The sequence below is a fragment of the Chitinimonas viridis genome (assembly GCF_030409555.1).
Lineage (GTDB): Bacteria > Pseudomonadota > Gammaproteobacteria > Burkholderiales > Chitinimonadaceae > Chitinimonas > Chitinimonas viridis.
The window spans coordinates 334,605-360,255 of sequence record NZ_JAUFPU010000018.1; the positions used below are offsets into that span (position 1 = coordinate 334,605).

The 25,651-nt window shown below is 61.9% G+C and carries 22 protein-coding genes; 18 read left to right on the forward strand and 4 right to left on the reverse strand.

Annotated features, from left to right (window positions below):
* The first annotated feature begins 588 nt into the window (after positions 1–588).
* Positions 589–1,323, forward strand: a complete 735-nt coding sequence (locus tag QWZ03_RS14780; RefSeq protein WP_290333421.1) for a substrate-binding periplasmic protein — start codon at positions 589–591, stop codon at positions 1,321–1,323.
* Between the two features lie 131 nt (positions 1,324–1,454).
* Here QWZ03_RS14780 and QWZ03_RS14785 read toward each other — a convergent pair whose 3' ends face one another.
* Positions 1,455–2,255, reverse strand: a complete 801-nt coding sequence (locus tag QWZ03_RS14785) for a transporter substrate-binding domain-containing protein (protein ID WP_290333423.1) — start codon at positions 2,253–2,255, stop codon at positions 1,455–1,457.
* A 1,068-nt stretch (positions 2,256–3,323) separates the two neighbouring features.
* Between QWZ03_RS14785 and QWZ03_RS14790 the strand changes: the two genes are divergently transcribed.
* The 3 genes from QWZ03_RS14790 (at position 3,324) to QWZ03_RS14800 (ending at position 4,989) form a co-directional block, all read left to right on the forward strand.
* Positions 3,324–3,500 (forward strand): hypothetical protein, encoded by a 177-nt coding sequence (locus QWZ03_RS14790; RefSeq protein WP_284195055.1) that lies wholly within the window; start codon positions 3,324–3,326, stop codon positions 3,498–3,500.
* A 218-nt stretch (positions 3,501–3,718) separates the two neighbouring features.
* Positions 3,719–4,210 carry a phosphoglycerate mutase family protein gene (locus QWZ03_RS14795; protein WP_290333424.1) on the forward strand — a complete coding sequence of 164 codons (492 nt, stop codon included), beginning with the start codon at positions 3,719–3,721 and terminating at the stop codon, positions 4,208–4,210.
* A gap of 5 nt (positions 4,211–4,215) precedes the next feature.
* Entirely contained in the window at positions 4,216–4,989 is a 774-nt protein-coding gene (locus tag QWZ03_RS14800) for an SIR2 family NAD-dependent protein deacylase (protein ID WP_290333425.1), read from the forward strand.
* A gap of 194 nt (positions 4,990–5,183) precedes the next feature.
* On the opposite strand, the gene QWZ03_RS14805 is transcribed toward QWZ03_RS14800, so the two are convergent.
* Positions 5,184–6,008: a substrate-binding periplasmic protein gene (locus QWZ03_RS14805; protein ID WP_290333426.1), complete on the reverse strand. Its 825-nt coding sequence runs from the start codon at positions 6,006–6,008 to the stop codon at positions 5,184–5,186.
* The gene (locus QWZ03_RS14810) at positions 6,001–7,347 is read right to left on the reverse strand and encodes a flagellar cap protein FliD N-terminal domain-containing protein (RefSeq protein WP_290333427.1); all 1,347 of its coding nucleotides are present in this window, start codon (positions 7,345–7,347) and stop codon (positions 6,001–6,003) included. The genes QWZ03_RS14805 and QWZ03_RS14810 overlap by 8 nt, the downstream gene beginning before the upstream one ends.
* Before the next feature lie 239 nt (positions 7,348–7,586).
* Between QWZ03_RS14810 and QWZ03_RS14815 the strand changes: the two genes are divergently transcribed.
* From QWZ03_RS14815 to QWZ03_RS14880, 14 genes are all read left to right on the forward strand, one after another.
* Positions 7,587–8,615 (forward strand): extracellular solute-binding protein, encoded by a 1,029-nt coding sequence (locus tag QWZ03_RS14815; protein ID WP_290333428.1) that lies wholly within the window; start codon positions 7,587–7,589, stop codon positions 8,613–8,615.
* A gap of 71 nt (positions 8,616–8,686) precedes the next feature.
* A complete protein-coding gene (gene msbA / locus QWZ03_RS14820) occupies positions 8,687–10,474 on the forward strand; it encodes a lipid A export permease/ATP-binding protein MsbA (protein WP_290333429.1) in 1,788 nt (595 codons plus the stop codon).
* Positions 10,475–10,572: 98 nt separating this feature from the next.
* Positions 10,573–11,715, forward strand: coding sequence for a homoserine O-succinyltransferase MetX (gene metX, locus QWZ03_RS14825; protein ID WP_284195062.1), 1,143 nt, complete (start codon positions 10,573–10,575; stop codon positions 11,713–11,715).
* A complete protein-coding gene (gene metW / locus QWZ03_RS14830; RefSeq protein ID WP_284195063.1) occupies positions 11,712–12,299 on the forward strand; it encodes a methionine biosynthesis protein MetW in 588 nt (195 codons plus the stop codon). Before metX ends, metW begins: the two co-directional genes overlap by 4 nt.
* 2 nt (positions 12,300–12,301) lie before the next feature.
* Positions 12,302–12,925 carry a glutathione S-transferase family protein gene (locus tag QWZ03_RS14835; protein WP_290333430.1) on the forward strand — a complete coding sequence of 208 codons (624 nt, stop codon included), beginning with the start codon at positions 12,302–12,304 and terminating at the stop codon, positions 12,923–12,925.
* A complete protein-coding gene (locus QWZ03_RS14840; RefSeq protein WP_290333431.1) occupies positions 12,922–13,533 on the forward strand; it encodes a 2OG-Fe(II) oxygenase in 612 nt (203 codons plus the stop codon). Before QWZ03_RS14835 ends, QWZ03_RS14840 begins: the two co-directional genes overlap by 4 nt.
* A 1-nt stretch (position 13,534) precedes the next feature.
* Complete coding sequence (locus QWZ03_RS14845) at positions 13,535–14,797, forward strand: ABC transporter ATP-binding protein (protein ID WP_290333432.1); 1,263 nt, start codon at positions 13,535–13,537, stop codon at positions 14,795–14,797.
* A gap of 97 nt (positions 14,798–14,894) precedes the next feature.
* Positions 14,895–15,686, forward strand: a complete 792-nt coding sequence (locus tag QWZ03_RS14850) for a class I SAM-dependent methyltransferase (RefSeq protein WP_290333433.1) — start codon at positions 14,895–14,897, stop codon at positions 15,684–15,686.
* A gap of 7 nt (positions 15,687–15,693) precedes the next feature.
* The gene (locus tag QWZ03_RS14855) at positions 15,694–16,659 is read left to right on the forward strand and encodes a GNAT family N-acetyltransferase (protein WP_290333434.1); all 966 of its coding nucleotides are present in this window, start codon (positions 15,694–15,696) and stop codon (positions 16,657–16,659) included.
* A 380-nt stretch (positions 16,660–17,039) separates the two neighbouring features.
* Entirely contained in the window at positions 17,040–17,810 is a 771-nt protein-coding gene (locus QWZ03_RS14860; protein WP_290333435.1) for a hypothetical protein, read from the forward strand.
* 397 nt (positions 17,811–18,207) lie between these two features.
* On the forward strand, positions 18,208–18,768 hold the full coding sequence (locus tag QWZ03_RS14865) for a dihydrofolate reductase family protein (protein WP_290333436.1): 561 nt from the start codon (positions 18,208–18,210) through the stop codon (positions 18,766–18,768).
* Between the two features lie 245 nt (positions 18,769–19,013).
* Positions 19,014–20,186, forward strand: a complete 1,173-nt coding sequence (locus tag QWZ03_RS14870; RefSeq protein ID WP_290333437.1) for a DUF4419 domain-containing protein — start codon at positions 19,014–19,016, stop codon at positions 20,184–20,186.
* Between the two features lie 389 nt (positions 20,187–20,575).
* The gene (locus QWZ03_RS14875; protein WP_290333438.1) at positions 20,576–22,393 is read left to right on the forward strand and encodes an HSP90 family protein; all 1,818 of its coding nucleotides are present in this window, start codon (positions 20,576–20,578) and stop codon (positions 22,391–22,393) included.
* A complete protein-coding gene (locus tag QWZ03_RS14880; protein ID WP_290333439.1) occupies positions 22,384–23,490 on the forward strand; it encodes a hypothetical protein in 1,107 nt (368 codons plus the stop codon). The genes QWZ03_RS14875 and QWZ03_RS14880 overlap by 10 nt, the downstream gene beginning before the upstream one ends.
* A gap of 263 nt (positions 23,491–23,753) precedes the next feature.
* Here the strand turns inward: QWZ03_RS14880 and QWZ03_RS14885 are convergent, their stop codons facing one another.
* A complete protein-coding gene (locus QWZ03_RS14885) occupies positions 23,754–25,607 on the reverse strand; it encodes a glycosyltransferase family 2 protein (RefSeq protein ID WP_290333440.1) in 1,854 nt (617 codons plus the stop codon).
* Positions 25,608–25,651: the final 44 nt, after the last annotated feature.

Consider the following 25,651-nt stretch of genomic DNA (forward strand, 5'->3'; position numbering starts at 1 on the left):
ATTCGCCGACGGCAGCTCCAAGGGCAAGTACCTCATCGTACTAGGATCAACGGAGAGCACTCTAATTGCCGCCAAAACCACATCGCAAGGGCACTGGTATAGAAATGATGCGGGGTGCCAATCAGCAAACCGGTTCCCCGCGTATTTTTTGCCCCGAGGCAGTTGTTGCTTACCCAAAGACACGTGGGTCTGCTTGCAGGAGCTTTATGAACTAGAGGTCCGCAAAGTCACTGCAGGGATAGTAAACGGCGAAGTCTTCCAGCACGGGACACTTACAAATAGTGAGCAAACGAGAGACTTGCAAGTATGCGCAACGTCTTGCGACGACATTTCCCGTCATCAGGAACTAGTTATTCGCAACTGCTTTGCCCCAGCCTAAGCTTCAGCGTGTAGGGCGCCCCACCACCGCGCTAACCAGCCACGCCAGATACCGCACCACCACCGAGACAGCGCCTCGAACACGCGCCGCCACCACACAGTAATGCCACTCTGCCGCCCGCTAACTATACTTCATGCGTAAGTGCCTCACCCATACGCAAGCGGCCGTCAACGACATGGCCGCAAATCCCGAGGTCACGAGGAGGCAGCATGGTTACGTTCCGTCATTGCCTGTTGCTGATACTGGCCGCACCTGCCATGGCAGAAGAAGTACTGAATGCCTACAACACCTACTTATCGCAACCGTTTGTGCTGGACAAAGGTGGTTTAGCCGCCGATGTTGTCACCTATCTGAATAGCAAGCTCAAAGGCCGCTACCAGTTTGCGCTCCAGACCATGCCGCGCGAAAGGCTGAACACCACGGTCATCCATCAGCCAGACTTCAAAGGCATCGTACTATTCATGAGTCCGCGCTTTGTTGGCGATATCAACAAGACCCGCTATAGATGGTCCATCCCCCTGATGGAAGATGCGAACGCCGTACTGTCCCACCCCGCACGAAAGGTCGAATACACAGGCCCGGATTCATTGAAGGGAAAACTGTTCGCCGGGGTTTTGGGCCATCGATATGTGGATCTGGATGACCGGTTTGGCAAGGACATACAAAGGGAAGATGTCGCCTCGGAGCTAGCCAACCTGCACAAAGTGGCAGCGAGACGCTGCGATGTCACCATCACCCCTCAGACCATCTACCGCTACCTGGTCAACCAGCACGGGCTGCAGAACCGCTTATATGTTTCCGCTCGCCCCCACATCAGCTTCAGCCGCCATATCCTGGCCGCCAGGCACGAAGACAAAATGGTCGCTGCGCTTGATGAAGTCTTGCTGGCAAGCAAGGCTGACCCAGCGTGGCAGACGATATTGGCCAAGTACAGCATACAATGACTCGGCCAGCGCACAGCGGCAATGGTCAAAGGCACGCTCGCACATCCACGCCAAAAGAGCTTGCTCAGCTGCACCAAAACAAAAAGCCCGGCACAACTACGCCGGGCTCTACACATCTGGCCAACGCCCTGTCAGGCGCCGCCTATCTTGAAGAAGCGCGCCAGCGGCACCGAAGTCTCCGGCCCGAACCAGCGCTGGAAGATACGGGCGGCCTCGCCGCTTTGCTCGGCCTCGATCAGGGCCTCGTTCACCAGCTTGAGCATGCGCGGCTCGCCCTTGCGCACCGCCATGCCATAAGCCTCGGTGGAGAGCGAGAACACCGATATCTCGTACTGCTGGCGATTCGGCAGCTTGGCCTGCAAGCCCGCCAGGGCCGGCTCGTCGGCGGTTACGCCATCAATCTTGCCGCCCTGCAAAAAACCCACAGCGGCATTGGTGTCATCCATGGAGACCAAGGTAGCCTTGGGGAACAGCTGCTTGAACTGCGCTTCCGAGGTCGTCCCCCGCGCCACGCCTATGCTGCCCGTCTCCAGCGCTTTCAGGTCGGCAAAACGGCCCTTGCGCGCCAACACCTTCTGGCCGGTCACAAAATAGCCATAAGAGAAATCCACCTGCCGCTCCCGCTCCACCGTCTTGGTCAACATGGCGGCAATCAGGTCCACCTTCTTGCCGCGCAGCAGCTCTATCCGCTGTGCCGGGTCCAGGTTCTGCACCACAAACTTCACCCCCAGCTTCTTGGCGACCAGCGCAGCCATATCCACGTCGTAGCCAGAGATGGTCTTGTCGCGGTTATGAAAACCGAACGGCGGTGCATCGGCATTGGTACCCACTACCAACTGGCCACGGGCGCGGATGTCATCCACCAGGTCGGCCTGGGCCGTCAGCGACAGGGCCGCAATTACAAGATAAGAGATAAGGCTTCGAGTCATCATGGCTATTCCGTCTAACAATCCAAATAAAAAAACGGCCGCAAGACGATGTCCGCGCAAGCCGCTTATCCCATTAGCATGCCATTATCCGCTTGGCATGTATGCTGCGGTTTACCCTGCCCTCAAGACGAAATTTGTCGAGCAACGCCTGCTCATGAGGCATGAAGGCTTCTCGCCCCTCCAACAATCGACGCTGCTCCATATGCCACTATAGGCAGAAATCCATCAGTCGCCGCCCAGATCAGAAAGCACTGCAAGCATCAGATCAACGAACGCGATGGCGACCATGGCAACAGACCGCCGGCCTTCCAATAGTCCGCTATGCCATTGAATCGTAGTGTATTGCTGCCCATACAGATGATGGCAGCCATCAGTCTGCCCCAGCCCCGTATCGTGCAGCGTAGACTTCCGGCGCGGCGACGAGGGATGTGTGGGGGTGGCTTCAATCAGGGGAGGCATGCTGGGCATACAAGGCAACCAGCCCCTTCGCACCTACCTAGGTGGAATAGGTCCTGAACAAAAAGGGGAATACTGCCAAGCCGCGCGGCTGCCATTTGCGGCAGCCCTGGCGCAAAATGCCTCAGCGACGGCAGCTACCGTAGCATCCCTTAGCCCACTCCCCCGCAAGGCAAAAAAAAACGGCCGCCAAACATCGGCGGCCAGAGGAGGAGGAAGGCTTCATTATCCCCCATTTGAGGGATAACGGAAGTGACAACGGCATAGTTTCCGACAATCGGTCATTTCAGCCGCACGCGCCACTGTGGCTAGCCAGCCGCATCTTTAGGGCAATCCCAGCAACAGCCGGCACCTGCCCGGCGCCGCGCCGCCCAGGTATCCAAACCCCGCCCTTGCCCCCGCATAAAACGCCAGAGGCCATGCCAGGCAAGGCAGTCACCCTCCATGCCGCCAGCCAGCCAGCACGCCGTCCATCCACAACACCAGCCCGCTCCTCGCCCACGCCGGCCCGATTGCCCATATTGCCAGCCTGGCAGGCTGGTAGCCCCCTGCAGAACGTGTTAGAAAAGCAGTGCGGTGACAGCGCGCCACCTTATCGAATGGATGCACAACACCATGCCGAAAAAACCCGCCAGTCCCAAGGCTCCAGCCAACGACTCCCTCGCCGCCATGATGACGCTACCCCTGGTCAGCGCCGAGGGCTACCTCAAGGAAATGGTGCGCCGGCGCGATGTCCGCAGGAAGATAGAAGACCTGCGCGACAAGGCCAGCGTGGCCAAGGAACTCTGGTAGCGACCACTCACCCGTCCCGGCCGCTATTCCGGCCGGGCGCTGTCCTGGCTGCGGCGGCCTATGCAGCGTCCAAGCCCGCGCGCCCCTGCGCCAGCCGCTAACCCGGCTTTGCGGTGCAGCCCAAGAGCGATGCCCCATCATGCTGCTGCAACACACTGGTCAAGCCTGCCCCTTCCACAGCACCATCGCGCTTTCCCATTTCCCGTACCGGCTCCGTCATGCGTTCAATCTGGCTCTACGCCCTCGCCCTGCTGTGCAGTCTCTCGCTAACCGCCCAGGCATGCGATAGCGGCACGCTCTACCTGATGCGCCACGCCGAAAAATCTGCCCAGGGCGGCAGCGATCCTGCCCTGTCGGCCCAGGGCGAGGCACGAGCCCAGGCCCTGGTAGATAAATTCAGCCAGCAGTCCATCGCCGCCGTATTCAGCACCGATTATCAGCGCACCCGCGCCACCGCCACGCCCTTGGCCAAGGCCAGGCAGCTGGATGTCATCCTCTACAACCCCGATCAACCGGCCCAGCTATTACAGCGACTGGCGCAGGACTACTGCGGCAAGCATGTCGTCATCGTCGGCCATAGCAACACAGTGCCCGAGCTGATCAAGCTGGCAGGCATCACCCAGCCTGTGGTCATCGCCGAAACCGCCTTTGGCGACATTTACCAAGTGCAACGCAGCCCCCACGGCAATCGCCTCAGCCAGTTCAACTAAGCGCCATGACCAGCGCCGCCCACACCATCCCCGAGATCTTGCTGCAAGCCTTGCGCCAGGCCCGGCATGTGGTGGTATTCAGCGGCGCCGGCATATCGGCAGAAAGCGGCGTACCCACATTCCGCGACGCCCAGACCGGGCTCTGGAGCCAGTTCCGTGCCGAGGACCTAGCCACCGCCGAAGCCTACCGGCAAGACAAGCTGCTGGTCTGGCGCTGGTACCAATGGCGTCGGCAACTATTGGCCCAGGCCCAACCCAATGCCGGCCACCACGCCATCGCCGCACTGGAGCAATATGTCCCACAGGTGACGGTGATTACCCAGAACGTCGATGATCTGCACCAACAGTCCGGCAGCACCTGCGTACTGGCCCTGCACGGCAATCTGCGCGAGAACATCTGCTTTGCCTGCCGCAGACCGGGCCACGCCGGCCCTGACGACGACACCCCACCACGCTGCCTGCTCTGCGGCGGCAGCCTGCGCCCCAACGTCGTCTGGTTTGGCGAGCAGCTGCCTACGGCCATCTACCGCGCTGCCGAGCAAGCCGCAGCAGATTGCGACCTGTTCCTGATCATCGGCACCTCGGGCCTGGTCATGCCCGCCGCCAGCCTGCCCCAACTGGCACAGCGCAAGGGTGCAACCATCGCCCTCATCAATACCGAGGCCACCGCCCATCAGGATCTGGCCCAACACACCCTGCTAGGTCCATCCGGCACCTGGCTCCCCGCCCTGCTGGCCCAGGCTTGGCCGCCATCCGGCACTGCCCGGAACGCTGGGTGAGAAATTTGTGAACAGGCTCCAAGAAAAGACGGCTATTTAAAACAACGACGATCGCCAGCAAGGCCAGGCTTGGGGTAGAACCAATCAAGAGCGAGTCTACGGGCTCAGGCTGCGCTGACTACCCGCACCAAGATTACCCAGGCGTCCGCTCAGTCCGTCTTCTACAACCAACCGTCTGAACTCAGCACAGGCGCTCAACGCCGCCAATCCTCCAAACCATACTTGGCCAATATGCGCGCCAGCTCACCCGATTGCCGCAGGGCCTGCACCCCACTGTCGAACATGGCGACCCACTGCTTGGCCTGGGGGTTGCCTGGCGGCACCGAGATATACACCTCACCACTATCAAGGCAGCCAGCCAGCCGAAACTCCGACTGCCGGGCCGACTGCTTGAGCCAGTCCCGGATCACATACTCATCCTCCAGCGTGGCCTCCACCTGACCACGGGCCACGGCCTCCATCTGGCGCGGAAAGTAATCGCTGCCGGTACCAAAAAAGATATACAGCCGGTTCAGCGGGTCGTTGACCGCCTTGTCCACCGGGTCGCCAAAGGTCTGGTCCTTGTTCACCGCCAGCCGCAAGCGTTTGAGGCTGCGTTCACCCCGATACTGCCAGTTCGACACGCTGCGCGTTACAAAGCAGCTACGGCTATGGCCAAACGCCTGCTTGCCAAAAACAAAATCCGGCGTATCCGTCTTCAGCGTCCCCGCCAGCGCGGCCTGCTGGCCAGCGCGGGTAGTGATGATGGCCCGACGCCAGGGTTGTTCCACATACTCCACCGCAAAACCCTGCTTGGCAGCGATGGCATACAACATGTCGAACATAAAACCGCGCCGCTCGGGGTTGTTGTCGATCATGCAGTTGTAGGGGCACCAAACCGCCCCCGCCACCCGTAAGGTCGTTGGCTCTTCCGCCTTGGCGGCCAACGCCAGCGCCGCCAGCGCCATACTGGCCACGACGCGCACAAAAAAGCCCGGCACAAACATGCCGGGCTGTATGGGTTGGCGCCAATCACGCATAGATCGAGATACCCGAGAGCCCCAGCGCAGCGGCGCCCGCACCTATCTCGCGCCGCACCAGGTTATCCACCACATTGGATGACAAGCCGCTCAAGCCAGGATTCGCCGTGGTAATACCCGTCTTGATGCTATCCAGCAGGCTCAGCTGCTGCGCCAGCAAACCATTGGCCGGATTGGTATTGGCCGCATCGGTATAACCCGCGCTGGTCCCCTTCAGGGCCGAAACCGCCTGCGCCAGCAAGGACAGCGTCCCGCTGGTATCGCTATTGAGCGCCGCCTGCAGCGTCGTGGTATTCAGCGCCAGGGGGCTGGTGGCATCGCCATTGCTCAGGCTGAACCCCAACTGGCTCAGGCTGGTCAGGCTGGACGGCGCATTGACATAGGTAGCCGTGGCCTGGCTGCGCAAATCGGTCGCCAACTGGTTGGCCGTACCGGCATTGGTATTCACAGCCCCACCCGTACCGGTAGCCTGCTTGATGCTGCCTTGCAGGGCGTTGTAGGCACTGGTCAGATTCTGCGCCAGGGTCGTGGCATCCACGGTGGCCAGGGTAGTCGTTCCCACCGCCTTCAAGGTGGCATTGATCCCGGTACCCACCGGCACATTATTGGTCGTGCTGGTCTGCACGCTACCGCCGTTGACCGTATAGCTGGCATTGGTCGCCGCCTGGGTCTGGGCAAAATTCAGTATGTTGAAATTGGCGGTGTAGTTGACGAAAGGGTCCGAGGTATTGGTCTGCAGCTGAAAGCTGTTACCCGCGCCAATCTGGTTCCCGGTAATCTTCAGGCGGTAGCCATAGGCATCATTCTCGACCGCAGCAGTCACCCCCGCACCGCTCTGATTGATGGCCGTCGCCAGGCCGGCCAGCGAACCATCGGTCACCGTCACCGTCTTGGCCTCGCTGCTATCCGCCGTAAACGCCCCCACCCCATCCACCGTGCCGGTCTGAATGGTAAAGCTGCCCACGCTGACCACGCCCTCAGACGATGACGCGAAGTAAGCGCTCGCCACGCTACGGCCCTTGGCCAGCTCAGTCACGTTCAGGCTATACGCTGCAGCGGCGGCAGACGCATCATAGCTGGCCGTAGCCACACTGCTGCTGGTGCTGTTGGCATCGCGGGTACCGCTGAAGCTACCTGCACCGGCCGCCAGGGTATCGTTGAAGCGGGAGGCGGCCGACAGCAACTGGCCATAGCCCGACAACTCCACCAGCTTGCTGGGGTCCGGCGCATAGACATCGCCCGAACTGGCCGTGCCGCCAGCACCAGCCGTTGGCAAAGCCTGCAAACCCGCTTGGCTCAGGCGATTGGAAAGTACGGCGTCAACCAATGAAAGTTGCATGGCTCCTGCTCCCAGAATATCCAGCAAGGTAATAATTTTAAGCAATTTTTCAGTATATTGCTGGGTAATTGATCACATCCCGCCCCAGCATCACGCCCTCAACCGGGCTACTCCCACTATAGTCCCCCAGCACGCTTTGTGTAGTGTCCCAGCCCCGCCAACAACAATCCGAAGCAGCTTACTGGACAAGCGGGCTTGCAGTTGCCAAGCTGCTAGAACACCTCTGCCCTCAACGAGCCATGCGCCCTAACGCACTACGCCTCTGCCTGTGTCTCCTTCTGGCCAGCCTTACCGCCCAGGCCGGGGGCACCCTGCGTGTCCTGGCCTGGCCCGGCTACGCCGATCCCGATCTGGTGCAAGCCTTCGAACGGCAACACGATGCCCGGGTCGAAGTCACCTTCGTCACCACCGACGACGACCTCTGGGAACGCGCCAGCGCCCAAGGCGGTGAATCCTTCGACGTACTGGCCGTCAACCTCGCCGAACTGCAGCGCCTGGTCAATCGCGGCCTGGTCGTGCCCATCAAGCCCGACGGCATCCCCAACACCCGCCACCAGCTCAAGCGTTTCCGCGATCCCGCCACCCTGCCCGCCCTGCAGCGCGACGGCAAGCTCTATGCCGTGCCCTACACCTACGCCGAAATGGGCCTGATCTACAACCGCAAGCTGGTCAAGACCACCCCCACCTCCATGGCAGCGCTCTGGGAGCCCCGCTATCGCGGCCGCATCCTGCTCTACGAAGGCAGCAGCCACAACTTCAGCATGGCCGCCCTGTTGGCCGGCATCAGCAATCCCTTCCAGCTGTCCGACGCCAACTTCAACAAAACCGTCAAGCAACTGATCGCCCTGCGCGCAAACCGCCCGCTGCTATACAGCTCACCCGAAGACGTAGTGAAACTGTTCCGCACCAAGCCCGTCGCCCTGGCCTTCGGCAACTACGGCGGCCAGCAGATCAAGGCCCTGCGCGCCAGCGGCCAGGACGTCGGCTACATCATCCCCAGCGAAGGCGCACTGGCCTGGCTGGACTGCTGGGCTGTAATGATGGGCGGCCGCGACAACCCGCTGGCCAGCGCCTGGATCAACTACACCCTCAACCGCGATGTCAGCCGCCAGCTCACCCTGCGCCACGGCCTCTCCAATACCATCGAGCCCTCCACCGACAGCACCGAAGAAGACAAACTGGTCTGGCTGCAGCCGGTCGAAGACCCGGAGCGCCGAGCCCAATTCTGGCAACGCATCCTGTCAGGCTACCGCCGCGGCATGTTCTGACCCCACCCGCATGGCCGGCGGCACCGCCCCCTGCGTTACAATGCCGCCTTCCCCCCTTCAGCGATCTCCCCGTGCCGCCCAGCAGCCGCCAACTCTACCTACGCATACTGCGCCATACCCTGGCCTATAAATGGCCCCTGCTCGCCTCCATGGTATCGCTCGCCCTGGTCGCCGCCACCGAAGCCAGCTTCGGCTGGCTGATGCAGCCGCTGATCGACCACAACTTCGGCCAGCAGGGCGGCGCCATGCCCGCCCTGGGCAAGCTGCTGCCCGACAACCTCACCGCCGCCTGGCCGCTGTGGGGCGTGCCGGTCGCCCTGGTCATCGTCGGCCTCATCCGCTTCATCGCCACCTACGTCAACGCCTACGCCGCCTCCTGGCTGGCCTCGCGGGTGCAGCACGATGTACGCAAACTCATGTTCAACCGGCTGATGCGGCTGCCCGTCGCCGCCTTCGACCGCGAATCCGCCGGCGTGCTGCTGTCACGCGTCACCTACGACGTCAGCATCATCACCCAGGCCAATACCCAAGTACTCACCGTCCTGTTCAAGGACAGCCTCACCGTGGTCTTCCTGCTGGGCTCGCTACTGCTGATAGACTGGCAGCTCACCCTGTTCTGCTTTGCCGTCATCCCCGCCATCGCCATCTGCGTCACCGTCATGGGACGCCGCCTCCGTCGTCTCAGCCTGCTCAACCAAAGCACCATGGGCGAGCTGACCCGCATCCTCGACGAAGCCCTGGGCGGCCAGCGCATCGTCAAGGTCTTCGGTGGCCAGCGCTACGAAGAAGCCCGGTTCGACGACGCCGCCAAGCAGGTGCGCCAAGCCATGGTCAAGCTGGACAGCAGCTCAGCGCTCAACTCCGGCGTGGTGATGCTCATCGTCGCCATCGTGCTGGCCACCATCATCTATTTCGCCAGCCTGCGCAGCCAGGCCCATGTTCTCAGCGCCGGCGACTTCATCGCCTTCATGGTGTGGATGCTGCAACTGCAGCAACCTATCAAGAACCTCACCAAGATGAACGAACAGCTGCAGCGCGGCCTCGCCGCCGCCCAGACCGCGTTCGGCCTGATAGACCAGCCCATCGAGCCCGATAACGGCAAGCAGGAGCTGACCCACACCCAAGGCGCCATCCGCTTCCAGCAGGTACGCTTCCGCTACAGCGACGAAGCCGCCTGGGCACTCAACGGCGTCGACCTCGACATCGCCCCCGGCGAAGTGATCGCCCTGGTCGGCGGCTCCGGCGGCGGCAAGACCACCATCGCCACCCTGCTACCCCGCTTCTACGACCCCATCGAAGGCGCCGTCCTGCTGGACGGACACGACCTGCGCGACTACACACTGGCCAGCCTGCGCCGACAGATCGCCCTGGTCAGCCAGGATGTCATCCTGTTCAACGACAGCATCGCCGCCAACATCGCCTATGGCGCAGAACAGCTAGACCAGCCCCGCATCGAAGCCGCCGCCCGCGCCGCCTACGCCCACGACTTCATCAGCGCCATGCCCAAGGGCTACGAAACCCAGATAGGCGAGAACGGCACCCGCCTTTCCGGCGGTCAGCGCCAGCGTCTCGCCATCGCCCGCGCCCTCTACAAGAACGCCCCCATCCTGATACTGGACGAAGCCACCAGCGCACTCGATACCGAATCCGAACGCCAGGTACAGGCCGCCCTCGACGTCCTCATGCAGGGCCGCACCACCCTGGTCATCGCCCACCGCCTCAGCACCATAGAAAAAGCCGACCGCATCGTCGCCATGCAGGGCGGACGCATCGCCGAAGTCGGCAGCCACGATGAACTGCTGCAGCAAAACGGCGTCTATGCCAACCTGTACCGGCAACAGCGCAGCGATGCCCCCTGATCCACACCCAGCCGGGCATCGGCACCCAGCGCACACACCCTAGGCCACACCTGCCGCATCCATTACACTCTCCCATCCATTCCAGCCCCGCTCCGGCAATGACCCCAGACCCCCACTCCGTAGGCATCGTCAGCGCACAATGCGCCGAATTCGATGAACCGCTCGTACTCCAGGGCGGCGCCGTCATTCCTCGCTATCAGCTGATGTACGAAACCTATGGCACGCTGAACGCCGAGCGCTCCAACGCCATCCTGATCTGCCACGCGCTGTCCGGCAGCCATCACGTAGCCGGCCGCTACCAGCCCGACGACAAATACCCCGGCTGGTGGGACACCATGATAGGCCCCGGCAAACCCATCGATACCAACCGCTTCTTCGTGGTGGGAGTCAACAACCTGGGCGGCTGCCACGGCTCCACCGGCCCCAGCAGCATCAACCCCGCCACCGGCCAGCCCTGGGGCTCCGCCTTCCCGGTAGTGGTGGTCAACGACTGGGTACATGCCCAGGCCCGCCTGGCCGACCGCCTCGGCATCGAACGCTGGGCCGCCGTCATCGGCGGCAGCCTGGGCGGCATGCAGGCACTGCGCTGGACCGTCACCTTCCCACACCGGGTAAGGCACTGCCTCAGCATCGCCTCCGCCCCCAAGCTCACCGCCCAGAACATCGCCTTCAACGACGTCGCCCGCAACGCCATCCTCACCGATCCCGAATTCCACGGCGGCGACTACTACCAGCATGGCGTCTGGCCCAAGCGCGGCCTCAAGCTCGCCCGCATGCTGGGGCACATCACCTATCTGTCCGACGAAGGCCTGGGCGGAAAATTCGGCCGCCAACTGCTGGCCGAAGGCTACCAGTTCGGCTACGGCACCGAATTCGAGATCGAAAGCTACCTGCGCTACCAGGGCGACCGCTTTGCCGACGTATTCGACGCCAACTCCTACCTGCTGATGACCAAGGCGCTCGACTACTTCGACCCGGCCCGCCACTACGGCGGCAGCCTGCCCGCCGCCCTGGCCGCCTCACCCGCCAAATACCTGATCGTCGCCTTCACCACCGACTGGCGCTTCTCGCCCGAACGCTCCAAGGAGACGGTCAAAGCCCTGCTCGACGCCAAGAAACCCGTGGTCTACGCCGAAATCGAATCGGTCCACGGCCACGACGCCTTCCTGATGACAGATGAACCCTATATGCGCCTGATGGATGCCTACCTCAAACGCGTCGCCGAAGAGGTGGGCGCATGAGCGAACTACGTCCCGACCTGGCCCGCATCGCCGGCTGGATCGCCCCCGAAAGCCGCGTACTCGACCTCGGTTGCGGCGATGGCGAACTGCTGGCCCACCTGCGCGACCACAAGCAGGTCAGCGGCTACGGCATAGAAATCGACATGGACAGCGTCATCGGCGCCGTCGGCCGAGGTGTCAACGTCATCCAGCGCGACCTCGAATCCGGCCTCGCCGGCTTCGAAGCCAGCAGCTTCGACTACGTCGTGCTATCGCTGACCATCCAGTCCATGCGCCATGTCGAAGCCATCATCGACGAAATGCTGCGGGTAGGCCGCACCGGCATCGTCACCTTCCCCAACTTCGGCTACTGGGAAAACCGCTGGCAACTGGCCCTGGGCCGTATGCCCGTGTCCGAGACCATACCCTACCAGTGGTACAACACCCCCAACATCCACCTTTGCACGCTGAATGACTTCGACGCCCTGCTGGTCTCGCATGGCGCCCGCATCACCAGCCAGATCGTCATGCACCAAGGCCGCCGCATCACCTTCCTGCCCAACCTGCTGGGCAGCCTCGCCCTGGTCCGCTTCGAAAAGGATTGAGCATGTACACCCTCTATGGTTGCAAAGGCTGCGGCTCCGCCGCCATTGAAGCCGCCCTCACCCTGGTCGGCGCCCCCTACCAGTACATCGAGGCCGAACCATGGAGCGGCGGCCCCGCCGTCGACGAGCTGCGCCGGCTCAACCCGCTGGCCCAGGTGCCCACCCTGCTCACCCCGGATGGCACCGTCCTCACCGAGAGCGTCGCCATCCTGATCTGGCTGTCAGAGCAATATCCCGCCAGCCACCTGCTGCCCACCGATGCCACCGCCAGGGCCACTGTACTGCGCTGGCTGGTCTACCTCACCGCCAACGCCTACGCCGCCATCGGCATCGGCGACTTCCCCGAACGCTGGATTGCCGGCGAAGCCGAACAAGGCTCCCTTAAAGCCTTCGCCCGCGCCCGCCTGGAAGACTACTGGCGCACGCTAGAACGCCAACTGGGCGACACCCCCTTCCTGTTCACCCAGCAGCTCACCGTCCTCGATCTCCTGGCCGCCACCATGAGCCACTGGCGCCCCGGTCGCGACTGGTTCCAGCAGGAATGCCCCAAACTCACGGCAGCGCTGCAAAGCACTCTCAGCCACACCGCGCTCGCCCCCATCTGGATACGCAATTTCACCGCATGAATGATTTTGAAGCACAACTGCCCGCGCTGATCGACGCGCTGGCCCATACCGGCTGGGTGGTCTACGACGACTTCCTCAGCCAGGATCAAGCCACCGCCTTGCGGGTCGAAGGCCAACGCCGCCAACAGCAGGGCGAATTCCACCGCGCCGCCGTAGGCCGCGCCGATGCCCGCTCCCAGCGCGACGAAATCCGTGGCGACGACGTCCGCTGGCTGGACCCCCAGCAGCCCTCCGACCCCGAACACGCTTACTGGCAGCGCATCAACGCCCTGCAAGGCGGCCTCAACCGTGAACTGTTCCTGGGCATACGCGAAGGTGAATTCCACTACGCCCACTACCCCGTAGGCAGCTTCTACAAGCGCCACCTCGACCGCTTCCGCGACAACGATGCCCGCGTGGTATCGGTGGTCTGCTACCTCAACAGCGACTGGCAGACCCACGACGGCGGCCAGCTCAGGCTATGGCACGACCCCGACCAGGCCGACCACTACATCGACATCGCCCCCCAGGCAGGCCGACTGGTCCTGTTCCTGTCTGAGCGCTACTGGCACGAAGTCCTGCCCGCACAACAACCGCGCTGGTCCATCACCGGCTGGATGAGGCGCTGACATGGCCCACCCCATGCAAGCCCCCGCCATCACACTCAGCCAGGTCAGCAAGCACTACGACCTCCACGCCAACCCCGCAGACCGCCTGCGCAAACTGCTGCTGGGTCGCTTCTACCGCAGCGCCCCACCCTTTGTCGCGCTCGACAACATCAACCTCGACATCGCCCAAGGCGACGTCATCGGCCTGGTCGGACGCAATGGCGCCGGCAAATCCACCCTGCTGCAACTGGTGTCCGGCACCGTCACCCCCTCCACCGGCAGCTGCGTGGTGCGTGGCCGCGTCGCCGCCCTGCTGGAGCTGGGTGCCGGCTTCAACCCCGACTTCAGCGGCCGCGAAAACGTCCTGCTCAACGCCGCCATCCTCGGCCTGTCGCAAGAAGAAACCCTGGCCCGCTTCGACGAGATCGTCGCCTTCTCCGGCATAGGCGACTTCATCGACCGCCCGGTCAAGACCTACTCCAGCGGCATGTACGTCCGGCTCGCCTTCTCTGTCGCCATCCACGTCGACCCCCAGATACTGATCATCGACGAAGCCCTGTCGGTCGGCGACGGCATGTTCGCCCGCAAGTCCTTCGAGCGCATCATGCAGCTCAAGGCCGCCGGTACCACCATCCTGTTCTGCTCCCACTCCATGTACCAGGTCGAAGCCCTCTGCAACAAGGTCGTCTGGCTGGAGAAAGGCAAGGTCATGGCCGCTGGCGACCCCGCCAGCGTCGTCACCGCCTATACCGGCTTCCTGCGCAGCCAGGAGGCCGCCGAACAGAACGACACCCCGTTCCAACCCACCCAGGCCACCGAACCCACCGCCTCCGTCCGCGACAACACCGACACCCCCTGCCGCATCCTCGACGTCAAAGCCATCGCCCACGACGGCGAAGCCGTATCCGAGATCGAAGCCACCACCGGCGTCACCGACCTCACCCTGCGCATCCGCTTCGAATGCGCCCCCGGCCTACCCACCCCCTCCGTCGCCATCGGCATACTTACCGAAGACCGCCGCATCGTCTGCTCCAGCGGCACCCACAACGACAACATCAACCTCAGGCTCAACCCCCAAGGCCAGGGCGAAGTACAACTCACCTACCCCACCCTGCCCCTGCTCAAGGGCCACTACCTGGTCGATGTCTGGCTGCTTGATGAGAACGCCATCCAACCCTACGATACGGTAGAAGCCGCCGTCAGCCTCCGGGTTTATCAAAAAGGCCTGGAAATCGGCGTCGTCAGCCTGCCCCACAGCTGGCAGGTTGGCGAAAACACCCGATGAACCGCCCCTATATTGCCGCCGCCACGCCCACCGGGACACCCGCCAGGGCCTGTCCGCATCCCCTACACTGAACCGGCCCAGACGCCGCCATCCCACCATGCAAACCCTCACCCCACTGACCCTCGAAGCCCGCCAGTTCCCGTTCCCGCTCAATGTCTATGCCGAACTCCTGCAACTGCAGACCGGCCATATCGACTCACTGCACTACGGCCTGTTCGAAACCGCCGACGAACCCGTCACCGCCGCCCAGGCACGCTCCACCGCCTGGCTGTTCCAGCAACTCCCCCCCGCCCCCCTCAGGCTGCTCGAAGTCGGCATCGGCCTCAGCACCACCCTGGGCAAGCTGGTCCACGCCGGCTACCAGGTCACCGGCCTCACGCCCGATCCCGCCCAGGTACGCATCGCAGCCGAGCGCTGCCCCGGCACCCAGGTCGTGCACTCCACCTTCGAGCAATACCAGACCGACGAACAGTACGACCTCATCCTGTTCCAGGAATCCAGCCAATACATCCCCACCGCCGAGCTCTGGCAACAGATAGACCGCCTGCTCGCCCCCCAGGGCCGGGTCCTGGTGCTCGATGAGTTCGCCCGCGATACCCACATCGCCGGCCTGCACGCCCTCACCACCTTCCTCGACACCGCAGCAGCGCACGGCTACAGCCTAATCAAGAACCACGATCACTCCACCGCCGCCGCCCACACCGTCAGCTACCTGCAACGCACCGTCGCCCAGCTGCGCCCTCAGCTCCTGGCCACCCTGCCCATCGACGACGCCATGCTCGATCACCTGCAGACCGCCAACCAGCGCTACCAGCGCCACTACGCCCAGGGCGAATACCAGTACCGCTACCTGGAATTCATCCGCCCCAGCCCGGCCCAAGCCGCCTGACCCCGCCATGACCGACGCCGCCACCCTGCGCCTCCTCACCGAAGCCGACGCAAGCGCCATGAACGACCTGTTCAGCGTCGCCTTCGGCAGCGCCATGCCCCCCGACCTCTGGCACTGGAAGTATGGCGAAGGACGTGGCCTAGCCATGGGCCTATGGCAGGCCGACGGCCACCTGACCGCCCACTACGGCGCCATGCCGCGCCCCGTGCTAGACGCCGGCAAACCCTGCCTGGCCGTACAGATAGGCGACGTCATGGTCAGACAGCAGGATCGCAGCTCGCTCAGCCGCAAAGGCCCCTTCTTCGAAGTCGCCTCCACCTTCCTCGACCGCTACATCGGCCACGGCCGCCCCTATCTGCACGGCTTCGGCTTCCCCAACCGCCGCGCCATGCAGGTCGCCCAACGGCTGGGCCTGTACCAGCCCACCGGCGAAGTCATCGAACTGCACTGGCTCACCGCCCAGGTCGCCCCCCTCCCCTGGTCGCAGCAAGCCGAGCGCCTGCAACAGCTGCAAGCGCACAGCCGCGAGCTGGCCCAACTCTGGCAGGCCATGCACACCGCCCTGCCACACGACATCCTGGGCCTGCGCGACGCCGCCCGCCTGCAGCAGCGCTATCTCAACCACCCCACAGTGGACTACCAACTCTGGCTGCTGCGCCATCGCCTCAGCCGCCAGCCCATCGGCCTGGTCGTACTACGGCGCCACGCCAGCAGCATGGAACTGCTCGACCTGGTCGCCGCCCCCCAGGACTGGGACGCCTGTGCCCAAGCCGCCGCCCAGATCGCCCGCCAGCAGGACACCCCCCTGCTCACCATGTGGCTCAGCCAGGCACATGCCCGCCACTTCCACAGCCGCCCCAAGCAGATCGACATCGACGTCCTCATCCCCTGCAACGCCTGGTCCCCCGGTCCCAGCCCCGATGCCGTTGCCAACCGCTGGCTGCTCACCGCCGGCGATACCGACTTCCGGTGAGAGCCTGCTATGGATGCAGGCATTGGTAAGTGATGAGTGCTGTGCAAGCGCCAGGGCAACCCTGGCGCTAAGCGGCAGCGCAGCCTGAACCAACAGGCTCTACCCTGATCCAGCCCCGCCCCTACCCCCGCCCGCCGGCGGGGAACCTCGCTGACGCTCGTCATCATATTGAATGAGCTTCAGCGCCTGTTATGGATGCAGGTCATTGGTAGGTGATGACAGCGATGAGGTACTGTGCAAGCGCCAGGGCAACCCTGGCGCTAAGCGGCAGCGCAGCCTGAACCGGCCCACAAAGCCGCAGGCGAAACGAATTTCAGCCGCCCGCGAACTCCCCCCGGCAGCCCCCTGTCCCAGCACTCCCTCCCAACAGGAAGCCGCCCATGCACCTGCCCGGTATCCACCCCATCCCCGCCCTGCTGGCCTGCCTGCTGCTCGGTAGCCTACAGGCCCATGCCGATGGCCTGGCCGACCTCAAGGCCGCCCTGTCCCGCCTGCAGGGGCAAATGCCACTGAAAGCCGCCTTGGAGATCAAGACCAGCAGCCGTCAGGGCGACGGCAAAGAAGCAGAAGACCGCCAGGGCCAAGCCAGCCTCACCCTGGAAGACAGCAGCCGCGGCCTGCAACTGCTGTACGGCAAGGACATTCTGACGCGGGCCGAGAACGAACAACGCGCTAACAGCAAGGACAAAAACAGCAAGACCCCCACCCTGTACGCCCTGCGCGCGCTGGATTTCACCGAACTGCGCAGCATGACCTCAGCCGCCACCGCGCTGGCGCGCGAGATCGAAGACAGCACCTACAAGGGCGAAACCGCCGACACCTACAACGGCAAACCCGCCCGCAAGCTGACCTTCGAGAAAACCATAGATAAGCTGGCCGAGCGCGACCGGAAATACGTCAAGGACTTCGAAGGACGCCTGACCATCTGGATCGCCACAGACGGCACACCACTCGCCAGCACCATGCGCCTCAACCTCTCCGGCCGCGCCTTCATCGTCGTCAGCTTCGAACAGCAAAGCGACGAAGACCGCAGCTACAGCGTAGTCGGCGACCGCCTGGTCCTGATCCGCAAGGAAGAAAAAAACCGCTCATCCGGCGCCGGCGAACGACAGGAAAACAAGTCCAGCATGGTGCTGCAACCACTCACCTGATCCCACGCCGTGCTGCCACCACCCCGTAGGGCGCAATAAGCGAAGCGCATTGCGCCGCATGGCACGCTTGGCAGATTCAACTACGGTCGCAATCTCAACATCCACAGGAAAAACTACGCAAAGCGCCCCCCAGACGCAGTCGAGCCAACGCCACCCAAAGGCACGATGGCTTGCCCACACAATGCCCCCTTACCCAGCAAACACCCCAATGCAGGGCATGCCACCACCACCGTAGGGCGCAATAAGCGCAGCGCATTGCGCCGCATCTCCTCGCACGGCATTGCCCACCTTGATGTGTGTCGACACACCAAGGCCGCACCCGCTTATAACCGGATCATGCCTCCCACGCGCGCAGGTGCCACTAAACTACAACGTCCGGCCACGTCAGGAGCACACCATGCGCCCGCTTCGCTACTCCATCAATATCACACTGGATGGCTGCTACGATCACACCATGATGCCCTCAGACGAAGCGCTGCATCGTCACGCCATCGAAAACCTCAAGCAGGCCGATGCCCTACTCTTCGGCAGGGTGACTTACCAAATGATGGAGGCCGCGTTTCGGTCACCAGCGCAAACAGGAACAAGACCCGACTGGATGGCGCCCTGGATGGAACCCTTCGCCCGGACTATAGACGCCGCAAGAAAGTACGTGGTGTCCAGCACCCTGGAGCAGGTCGATTGGAACGCAGAACGCTTACGCGGCAACCTGGGCAGCGCGGTGCAGCAACTCAAGCAGCAACCCGGCAAAGGGCTGTTCGTCGGCGGCGTGCAGCTCCCCCAAGCCTTGGCTGAGCTGGGCCTGATAGATGAGTACGAGTTTGTGATACATCCCAGGCTGGTAGGCCATGGCCCAACCTTGTTCGCGGGCTTGTCAAAACCGCTCGATCTGCAGTTCGTCAGCCGGCTGGATTTCGGCTCGGGCGCGGTAGCGATGCGGTATGAACCGAGAAGATAGCCATCACCAGGGAAGTAGGCCCCCAGAAAACGCCATGCGTAGGGCGCAATAAGCAAAGCGCATTGCGCCGTATTCTACCGTTCGGCAAAATCCCGCCAGCCGCCATCCCCATGCATGCAACAGATACGCCAAGCAAAGATGGCCATCAGGCCCTTCAAGCGCGCTATGGGAAAACACACCAGACTTGCTCGCAGGGCGCCCCAAGCATGGTCCCCTCAATGCGCAAATCAACCAGGTAAACCCGCGTGACCACCTTCTCCCTCTCCCCCGTCGAGCGTGGCCCGGCTCTCGAGTTACAACTGGCAGACACCAGCATCAGAAACCTGATGGCGAGGCCGGTAGAAGCAACAGGCTGCGCCAGCGCGTGGCTGGTTCATTGCGACACCCGTCATCCACTGGCCAGCGCCGCACACGATGCCTTCTATTATCACTACCCTCTGATTATCCGGCCTGACGATATCTGGTTCTGCATTGCGCAGGGCTTCGCCACGCATCTGAAGCTGAACGCCCAGGCACTGAGAGGCCGCCTGGTACAGCACGAGGGCCAAAAGAAACTAAGCGTCGCCCGACCTGATTTCCGACTGGGCCAGGACAACCCGTGGCCAGAAGTATTCGACGCATTCTCCCAGCAGATCCGCACCGAGGTCGGCAAGCCAGCAGACCTGCTGGCGGCACACTTCAGCACCAGCACGCAGCTAGAGGTAGCAGCATTCGACATCTGCCTGATGGACGGATTTCAAGCCTATTTCGAATACGAACTGTTGATAGGCTGCGGCATTCCAGAGATCACCGTACACGGTACATCAGACGATTGGCTCTCGATGATCCCACGCCTCAGAGCGATGGCCGAATACGGCCTTGAACAATGGGTCAAAGCACTGGAGCCGGTGTTGCAACAGATTGCCGCTACCGCCTCCGGCCAGGTGGACAAGGACTTCTGGCTGTCGTTCTTCCGCTATCAGAGCGGGTCTGGCCCTGCCGAGCTGACAGGCTGGCTGCTGACGCTGTTCCCCTACTTGATTGGGGATGATTGCACCGAGGCGCTGGAACCCAACCCCTACCTCGCAAACTGGCACCAGCGCTTCGACATCGCCAATCAACGCAGCAGCCCATTCATAGATCACCAAGACATCCAGGGCCCATGCATCTCCCGCATACCCCAGGCCTTGGTCAGCGCACCAGTACGCCTCAAGGACCAGCGTACCGGTGAAGAACACGCCCTAAGGGTAGTGGCTGGGCCATTCGGCGTTGCCCAACAACCAGAAACCCTGGCGCTCTACCCAGCTTTCGGCTGGGCTGTTGTGCATGACGTCCCAGCGACAACATCACGAAACCAGGCAGAAGGGGACGAGCCAGGCACACGCGGCAGCACTGACGAGATCGACGAAGTCACCGGATTGTGGCGCACGCACCGCTAAATGAGGATATCCGGAAACCGCCCGTGCCAAGCAAGACACAGCACGGCCGTATAATCTTGACATCGCATGCATCTGATATGATTAAGCAAACAGCGTAGCCATCGCAACAACGCGTGAAGTTTCTGGCCACTCCCAACAGGCCGCGCTTCAGGCACGTGAACAGGAAATGGAACTTGCCGACGGCGCCCACGCGGCGCGAGTCCCTTAAGTGAGTTAGCGCAACCCATTATCCTGGTGCAATAAGCGCCGCTAAAAATCCTCCCGGCTTTGCTGCTCAAGCGTGCTGTACCCACGTACAGCCTGTTGCACACACCTCGCCAGAACCGCCACGCTGGTTGGATGTTTACCGCTCTTGGTCGTTAGTAAGCAAAAAATGAAAGTACATGTAAATGGATCATAGGTTTCAAATCAATCTGACAGGCCTGATTGACCTGCTCTCCAACCACCTATACACACGGCCCGACGTATTCGTACGTGAACTGATGCAAAATGCCACAGATGCGATTCATGCCCGCTGCCAATTAGCCCCCCAGCACCAGGGCAGTATTCACATCCACCTCGACGATGATGCCCAGGCCGTGACGTTTGTCGACAATGGCATAGGGCTGACCGAAGCAGAAATGCATCGCTTCCTCGCCGTCATTGGCGAGTCCTCCAAGCGAGGAGAGTGGGTCGGCCAGACGCAGGATTACATCGGCCAGTTTGGTATCGGACTACTGGCATGCTTTATCGTCGCCGATCAGATCGAGCTGGTAAGCCGCTCCGCTGCCGACGCTGATGCACCCACCCTGCGCTGGAGTGGGCGTCCTGATGGTACCTACGACATCGGCGAAGCCCCGCCACGCACTGAACCAGGCACCTCTGTTCGCTTGGTATGCAAACCGGCATTCCAGCACCTGTTCAGCCTCGATACGCTGCGGGAGTCTGCCCAACACTACGGGGGCATACTGCCCTGGCCGATAGATCTGGTACATCTCGGCCAAAATAACCGGGTCAACACCAGCGAAAGAATCGACGCCTTCCCGTGGGATGCATCGCATCTGCCGCACACACAGCAACGACAATACTGGATTGAGCTTGGGGAACGCATGCTGGGTGCCGAGATATTCGACGCCATCCCCCTGGAATCAACCGTCGGTGGCGTGGATGGCATCGCCTTTGTACTGGCACGAGCCTCTCTGCAATCCGGTAGAAACCGCCATCATGTCTACCTTAAGCGCATGCTGCTGTCCGATAGTGTCGACAACCTGTTGCCGTCCTGGGCCTTCTTTGTACGGTGCATAGTCAACTGCACCGATCTGCATCCCACTGCAGCCCGAAACGCCTTCAGTGAGGACGACAAACTGCGCCTTACCCAAGCAGAGTTAGGCCATTGCCTGCGCCGCTACTTGATCAACCTGGCCGAGCAAGAGCCACAGCGCCTGCAACAACTACTGTCCTACCACCATGTCGCCCTGAAGGCGCTTGCCCTGGAGGACGACGAATTCTTCAAATTGTTCGCACAATGGTTCCCCCTGGAAACCAATTACGGCAACACCACCTTGCAGGAATATCTCAAACGCAATCAGCAAATCCTCTACACACAAAAAGTGGATGAGTTCCGCCAGATCGCCCAAATCGCGGCGGCGCAACATATCGACGTGATCAACGGCGGCTACATCTATGATGCCGAGTTGTTGGCCCGCCATGGCGAATTGTTTCCGCTGGTGCCTGTCCGCAGCGTCCAGCCATCGGATATCAGCCATGAACTGCAAGGTTTGAGTCCAGACCAGGAAGCACGTTATCAGCCCTTCCTGAAAGTAGCAGCAACCGTACTCGAGCCCTTCGACTGCCGCCCCAAACTGAAGATTTTCGAGCCCGCAGATCTACCCACACTATTCATATCCAACCGAGAAGCCACGATAAACAGACAAGTCGATCACTGCACCGAGGTAGCCGATGATCTGTGGCAAGGCGTCTTGGTTCAATTGCAGTCAGAAGCCAAAAGTGAACTTTGCTTCAATTTCGGCCATACCCTGATACGTCGCTTGGCACAGCACCCCGATCTTGCGCTGGTCGAGCGGGTCATCCAGGTGCTGTATGTGCAATCCTTGCTTATGGGGCACTATCCGCTAGGCCGCAGCGAATTGGCTATGATGAGCGACGGCTTGTCCGGGCTGCTCGAATGGAGCGTAATGGGAACAAAGGGTACGGCAACATGGCACTAGAGATTGATTCAAATCCTTACCAACTCATAGAAGAGTCCAATCTGCTGCCCTATGGGTCTGCCCAGAAGGCCGACTTGCTTGATCGAGCGGTCGTACTGGCGGATAAATCCGGATCAGTACGCACACAATTCGATGCACGGATGGCGCGGCTCTTCTGTGCCACGTTCGGCGGCGAACCCCAGTTGATGTTGGCACTATTCGCCTGGTGCCAGAGCACGGCCGACAAACGCCCAGACATCATCAACCCATCAGAATTGCTCTGGTCTGCCAAGTTTGTGTTGATAAAGCTACCGAAATATGCCCGCATTACACAGCAGCAGATCGATAGCATCCAACATGACATGGTCCGACGCTACGAGGCCCACGGTGCAAGCTTGCGAGGTGTGTACACCTCATTGATGCAAGCTGCCTTGTCTCAAGGCAGAGTGCCTGAAGCACGGGTATTCTGGGACAAGGCCATGAAACTGCCGAGAGATAACTATGCAGACTGCCGTGCCTGCGAAGTTTCCAATTCGCTCAGTTTGCTCGCTTCAGAACATCGTTATGAAGAGCTGCTATCAACCGCCAAACCCATTCTGGCCGGGCAGCTACGTTGTGCCGAGGTACCCCATTTCGCCTATCCGTCCGTGCTGCAAGCCATGCATGGGCTTGAGCAACAGGAAGACACGCGCCCTCTCAGCAACAAAGGCTACCGCTTGATCCAATCGAACGCGAAATTCATTGGATGCGTTGCCACTTTGATCGAGCTGCTTGTCTTGGATGACGAGTTGATACGGGCCGCACAACTGGTCACACGCCACCTGCCATGGCTGCAAGCCACAACCTTGGACACAGAGCGGCTGCACTATACCCACGCCCTGCACCGTCTCTTGCTAGCGATTTGGGCAAAACCCATCCGGGCCGCCCAATGGCGGCAACAACTATTCGCTGCGCTGGAGGAAATCTACGGTGCAGGCGCAGGCCAGGACGACGACAAAGCCAGGCTGGAATGGTTGCTACAGCAAACAACGACAGCCGGCCTGGCCATCGCCGACGCCTTGGATCAGCGCAATGCCAACCGCTATTACCGAGAACATTGGAATTTAGCCACCTATTAACCCACAGCATCGCAACCCATGGTTGGCAGGAGCTCGCGCAGCCTGCCTTCCAGCACCGCCATGGTTTGCAGGCAAGAATCGCCAAAGGGTACCGCTGGCCGTGCTGATGACCGGAGCAAGGCGGCACCAAGACATGGCAGTTGCCCTCCGACAGATTGGCTCCCAGCTCTGCATGTCTTGACTCCTGCGGTTCGCAGGCGATAAACCATCTTGCGTTCAGACAGCAACCCGCTGCATGGCATCACCCTGGTCTAGGTTCCCCATCACGCCCGCCCCGGCAACCAAGCCCGCATGCGCCGCAACCCCAGCCGCACCACCTGCCGCCGGGCATACAGCCAGCGCAGGCCCGGCCAGGTCTGGAACATATGGCGTAGCGACGACTTGGTGATATAGACCACCGTCTGGCTGCGGTTGAAATCCCCCACCAGCGCCAATATCTCCTGCGGCGTCATGGTCAGCTTCATCTCGGCCTGCTTGGCCAGCGCATACTGGTAAGCCTCGTCCAGCTTGCCCTGCCGTGCCTGTTGCACCTCGGCATTGGCCGGCACCCGGTACTTGGAGGTGGTCTTTTCCACCATCACAAAGTCATCATGCAGGGTATAGCGGGTCCACAGGTTCCAGTCTTCCAGCTGGTCCATCTCGGTGGCAAAGCCGCCATGCCGCTCAAACAGGCTGCGGTGGAACAGCACCGCCTGGATGGGCAGGTAATTGTGGTGCCACATGGTCAGGCGCGAAAACGGCTGCCTGTGCACCGTCGCATGGTTCAGCTCGCGGTAGCGGAAAGGACTGTAGGAGTCGATCTCGGTCGCCACCTCCCAGGCCAGGCCATAGGCGCCGCGCTTGCCCTGGCTCAGGGCCGTTTCCAGCAGCACTTCCACATGGTCGGCAAACAGCTGGTCGTCGTCGTCCAGAAAATTCATCCACTCGCCCTGGGCCGCAGCCATGGCGCGGTTACCGGCCTCCGAGCGCCCCACCTTCTCCCCGGTGGCGAAGTAACGCACATTCATGCGCCCGGCAAACTCAGCCTCCACCATGGCCTGGGCCGTGGGTGCGCCATCCTCCACCACCATCACTTCCAGCCGTGGGTAGGTCTGGTTCGCCAGCGATTGCAGCGCCTCGCGCAGCACGTCCGGGCGGGCGTGCGTACGCACGATCACCGATACCAGCGGCAGCTCGGCCACCTCCACACCCACGCGCGACTTGAACACCTCGAAGGCGCCATCGCGGTGCATGGCATAGTTCCAGAACAGGAACTGCGACTGCCCCTTGCCGCGCCACTCCCGGCCACTGCGCCAGAAATACGGGAAACGCAGCCAGAAGCGGAAGAACAGCTTGATCAGTCCCCAGCGCCGGCCAGGGAAACTGGACGGCATCATGATCTCGGTGCCCAGCATGGCTAGGCCCCGTGCCACATTGCTCCAATTGCCAAAGCGGGCCCGCAGGCACAGATTGGTCAGCGTGCCCTCCAGCGCCTGCAAAGGCTTGACCTCATGGGCATAGCGATAGGTATGGTGCACCACCGCCGCCTGCGGCAGGTAGCAGGTACGCCAGCCCTTGGCCTGTAGCCGCCAGGCCAGGTCTACATCTTCACCATACATGAAGATGCGCGGCTCAAATCCCCCCACCTGCAGCATGGCCGTACGCCGTATCAGGAAGGCCGCACCGCTGAACCAGGGCGTATCCAGGCTGCTGGGGTCATATACCTTGGGATGCTCATAGGGCAGCTGGCGCATCTCCCATACCGCCACATCGGCGGCACTGCTGGCGCGTTGCTGCAACTGGCCCAGTGCATCGGGCTCCAGCGTCAGGTCCTGGTTCAGCAACAACAGCCAATCGGCCTTGGCATGGGCCAGCAAGGCATTATGGCCACCGCCAAAACCCAGGTTGCCGCCATCACGCCATACCTGTGCCGCAAACGCAGCTGGCGCCGCAGCCACCCACTGGTTCACCCGCTCGCGCGCGTCCTCGCTGATCGAGTTGTCCCACACCAGCAGCCGCAACGACACCCCGCTGCGCAGCCTTTCCCTGTCCAGGCTCTGCAACAGCTCATCCAGGCCTTCCCGTGCTGGCTGGTAACAGACAACCAGCACATCCATTTCTTTGACCAAATCCGACATGGCTTCCAAACACTTCAATACGTTGCGGCGGGCGCTGATGATAA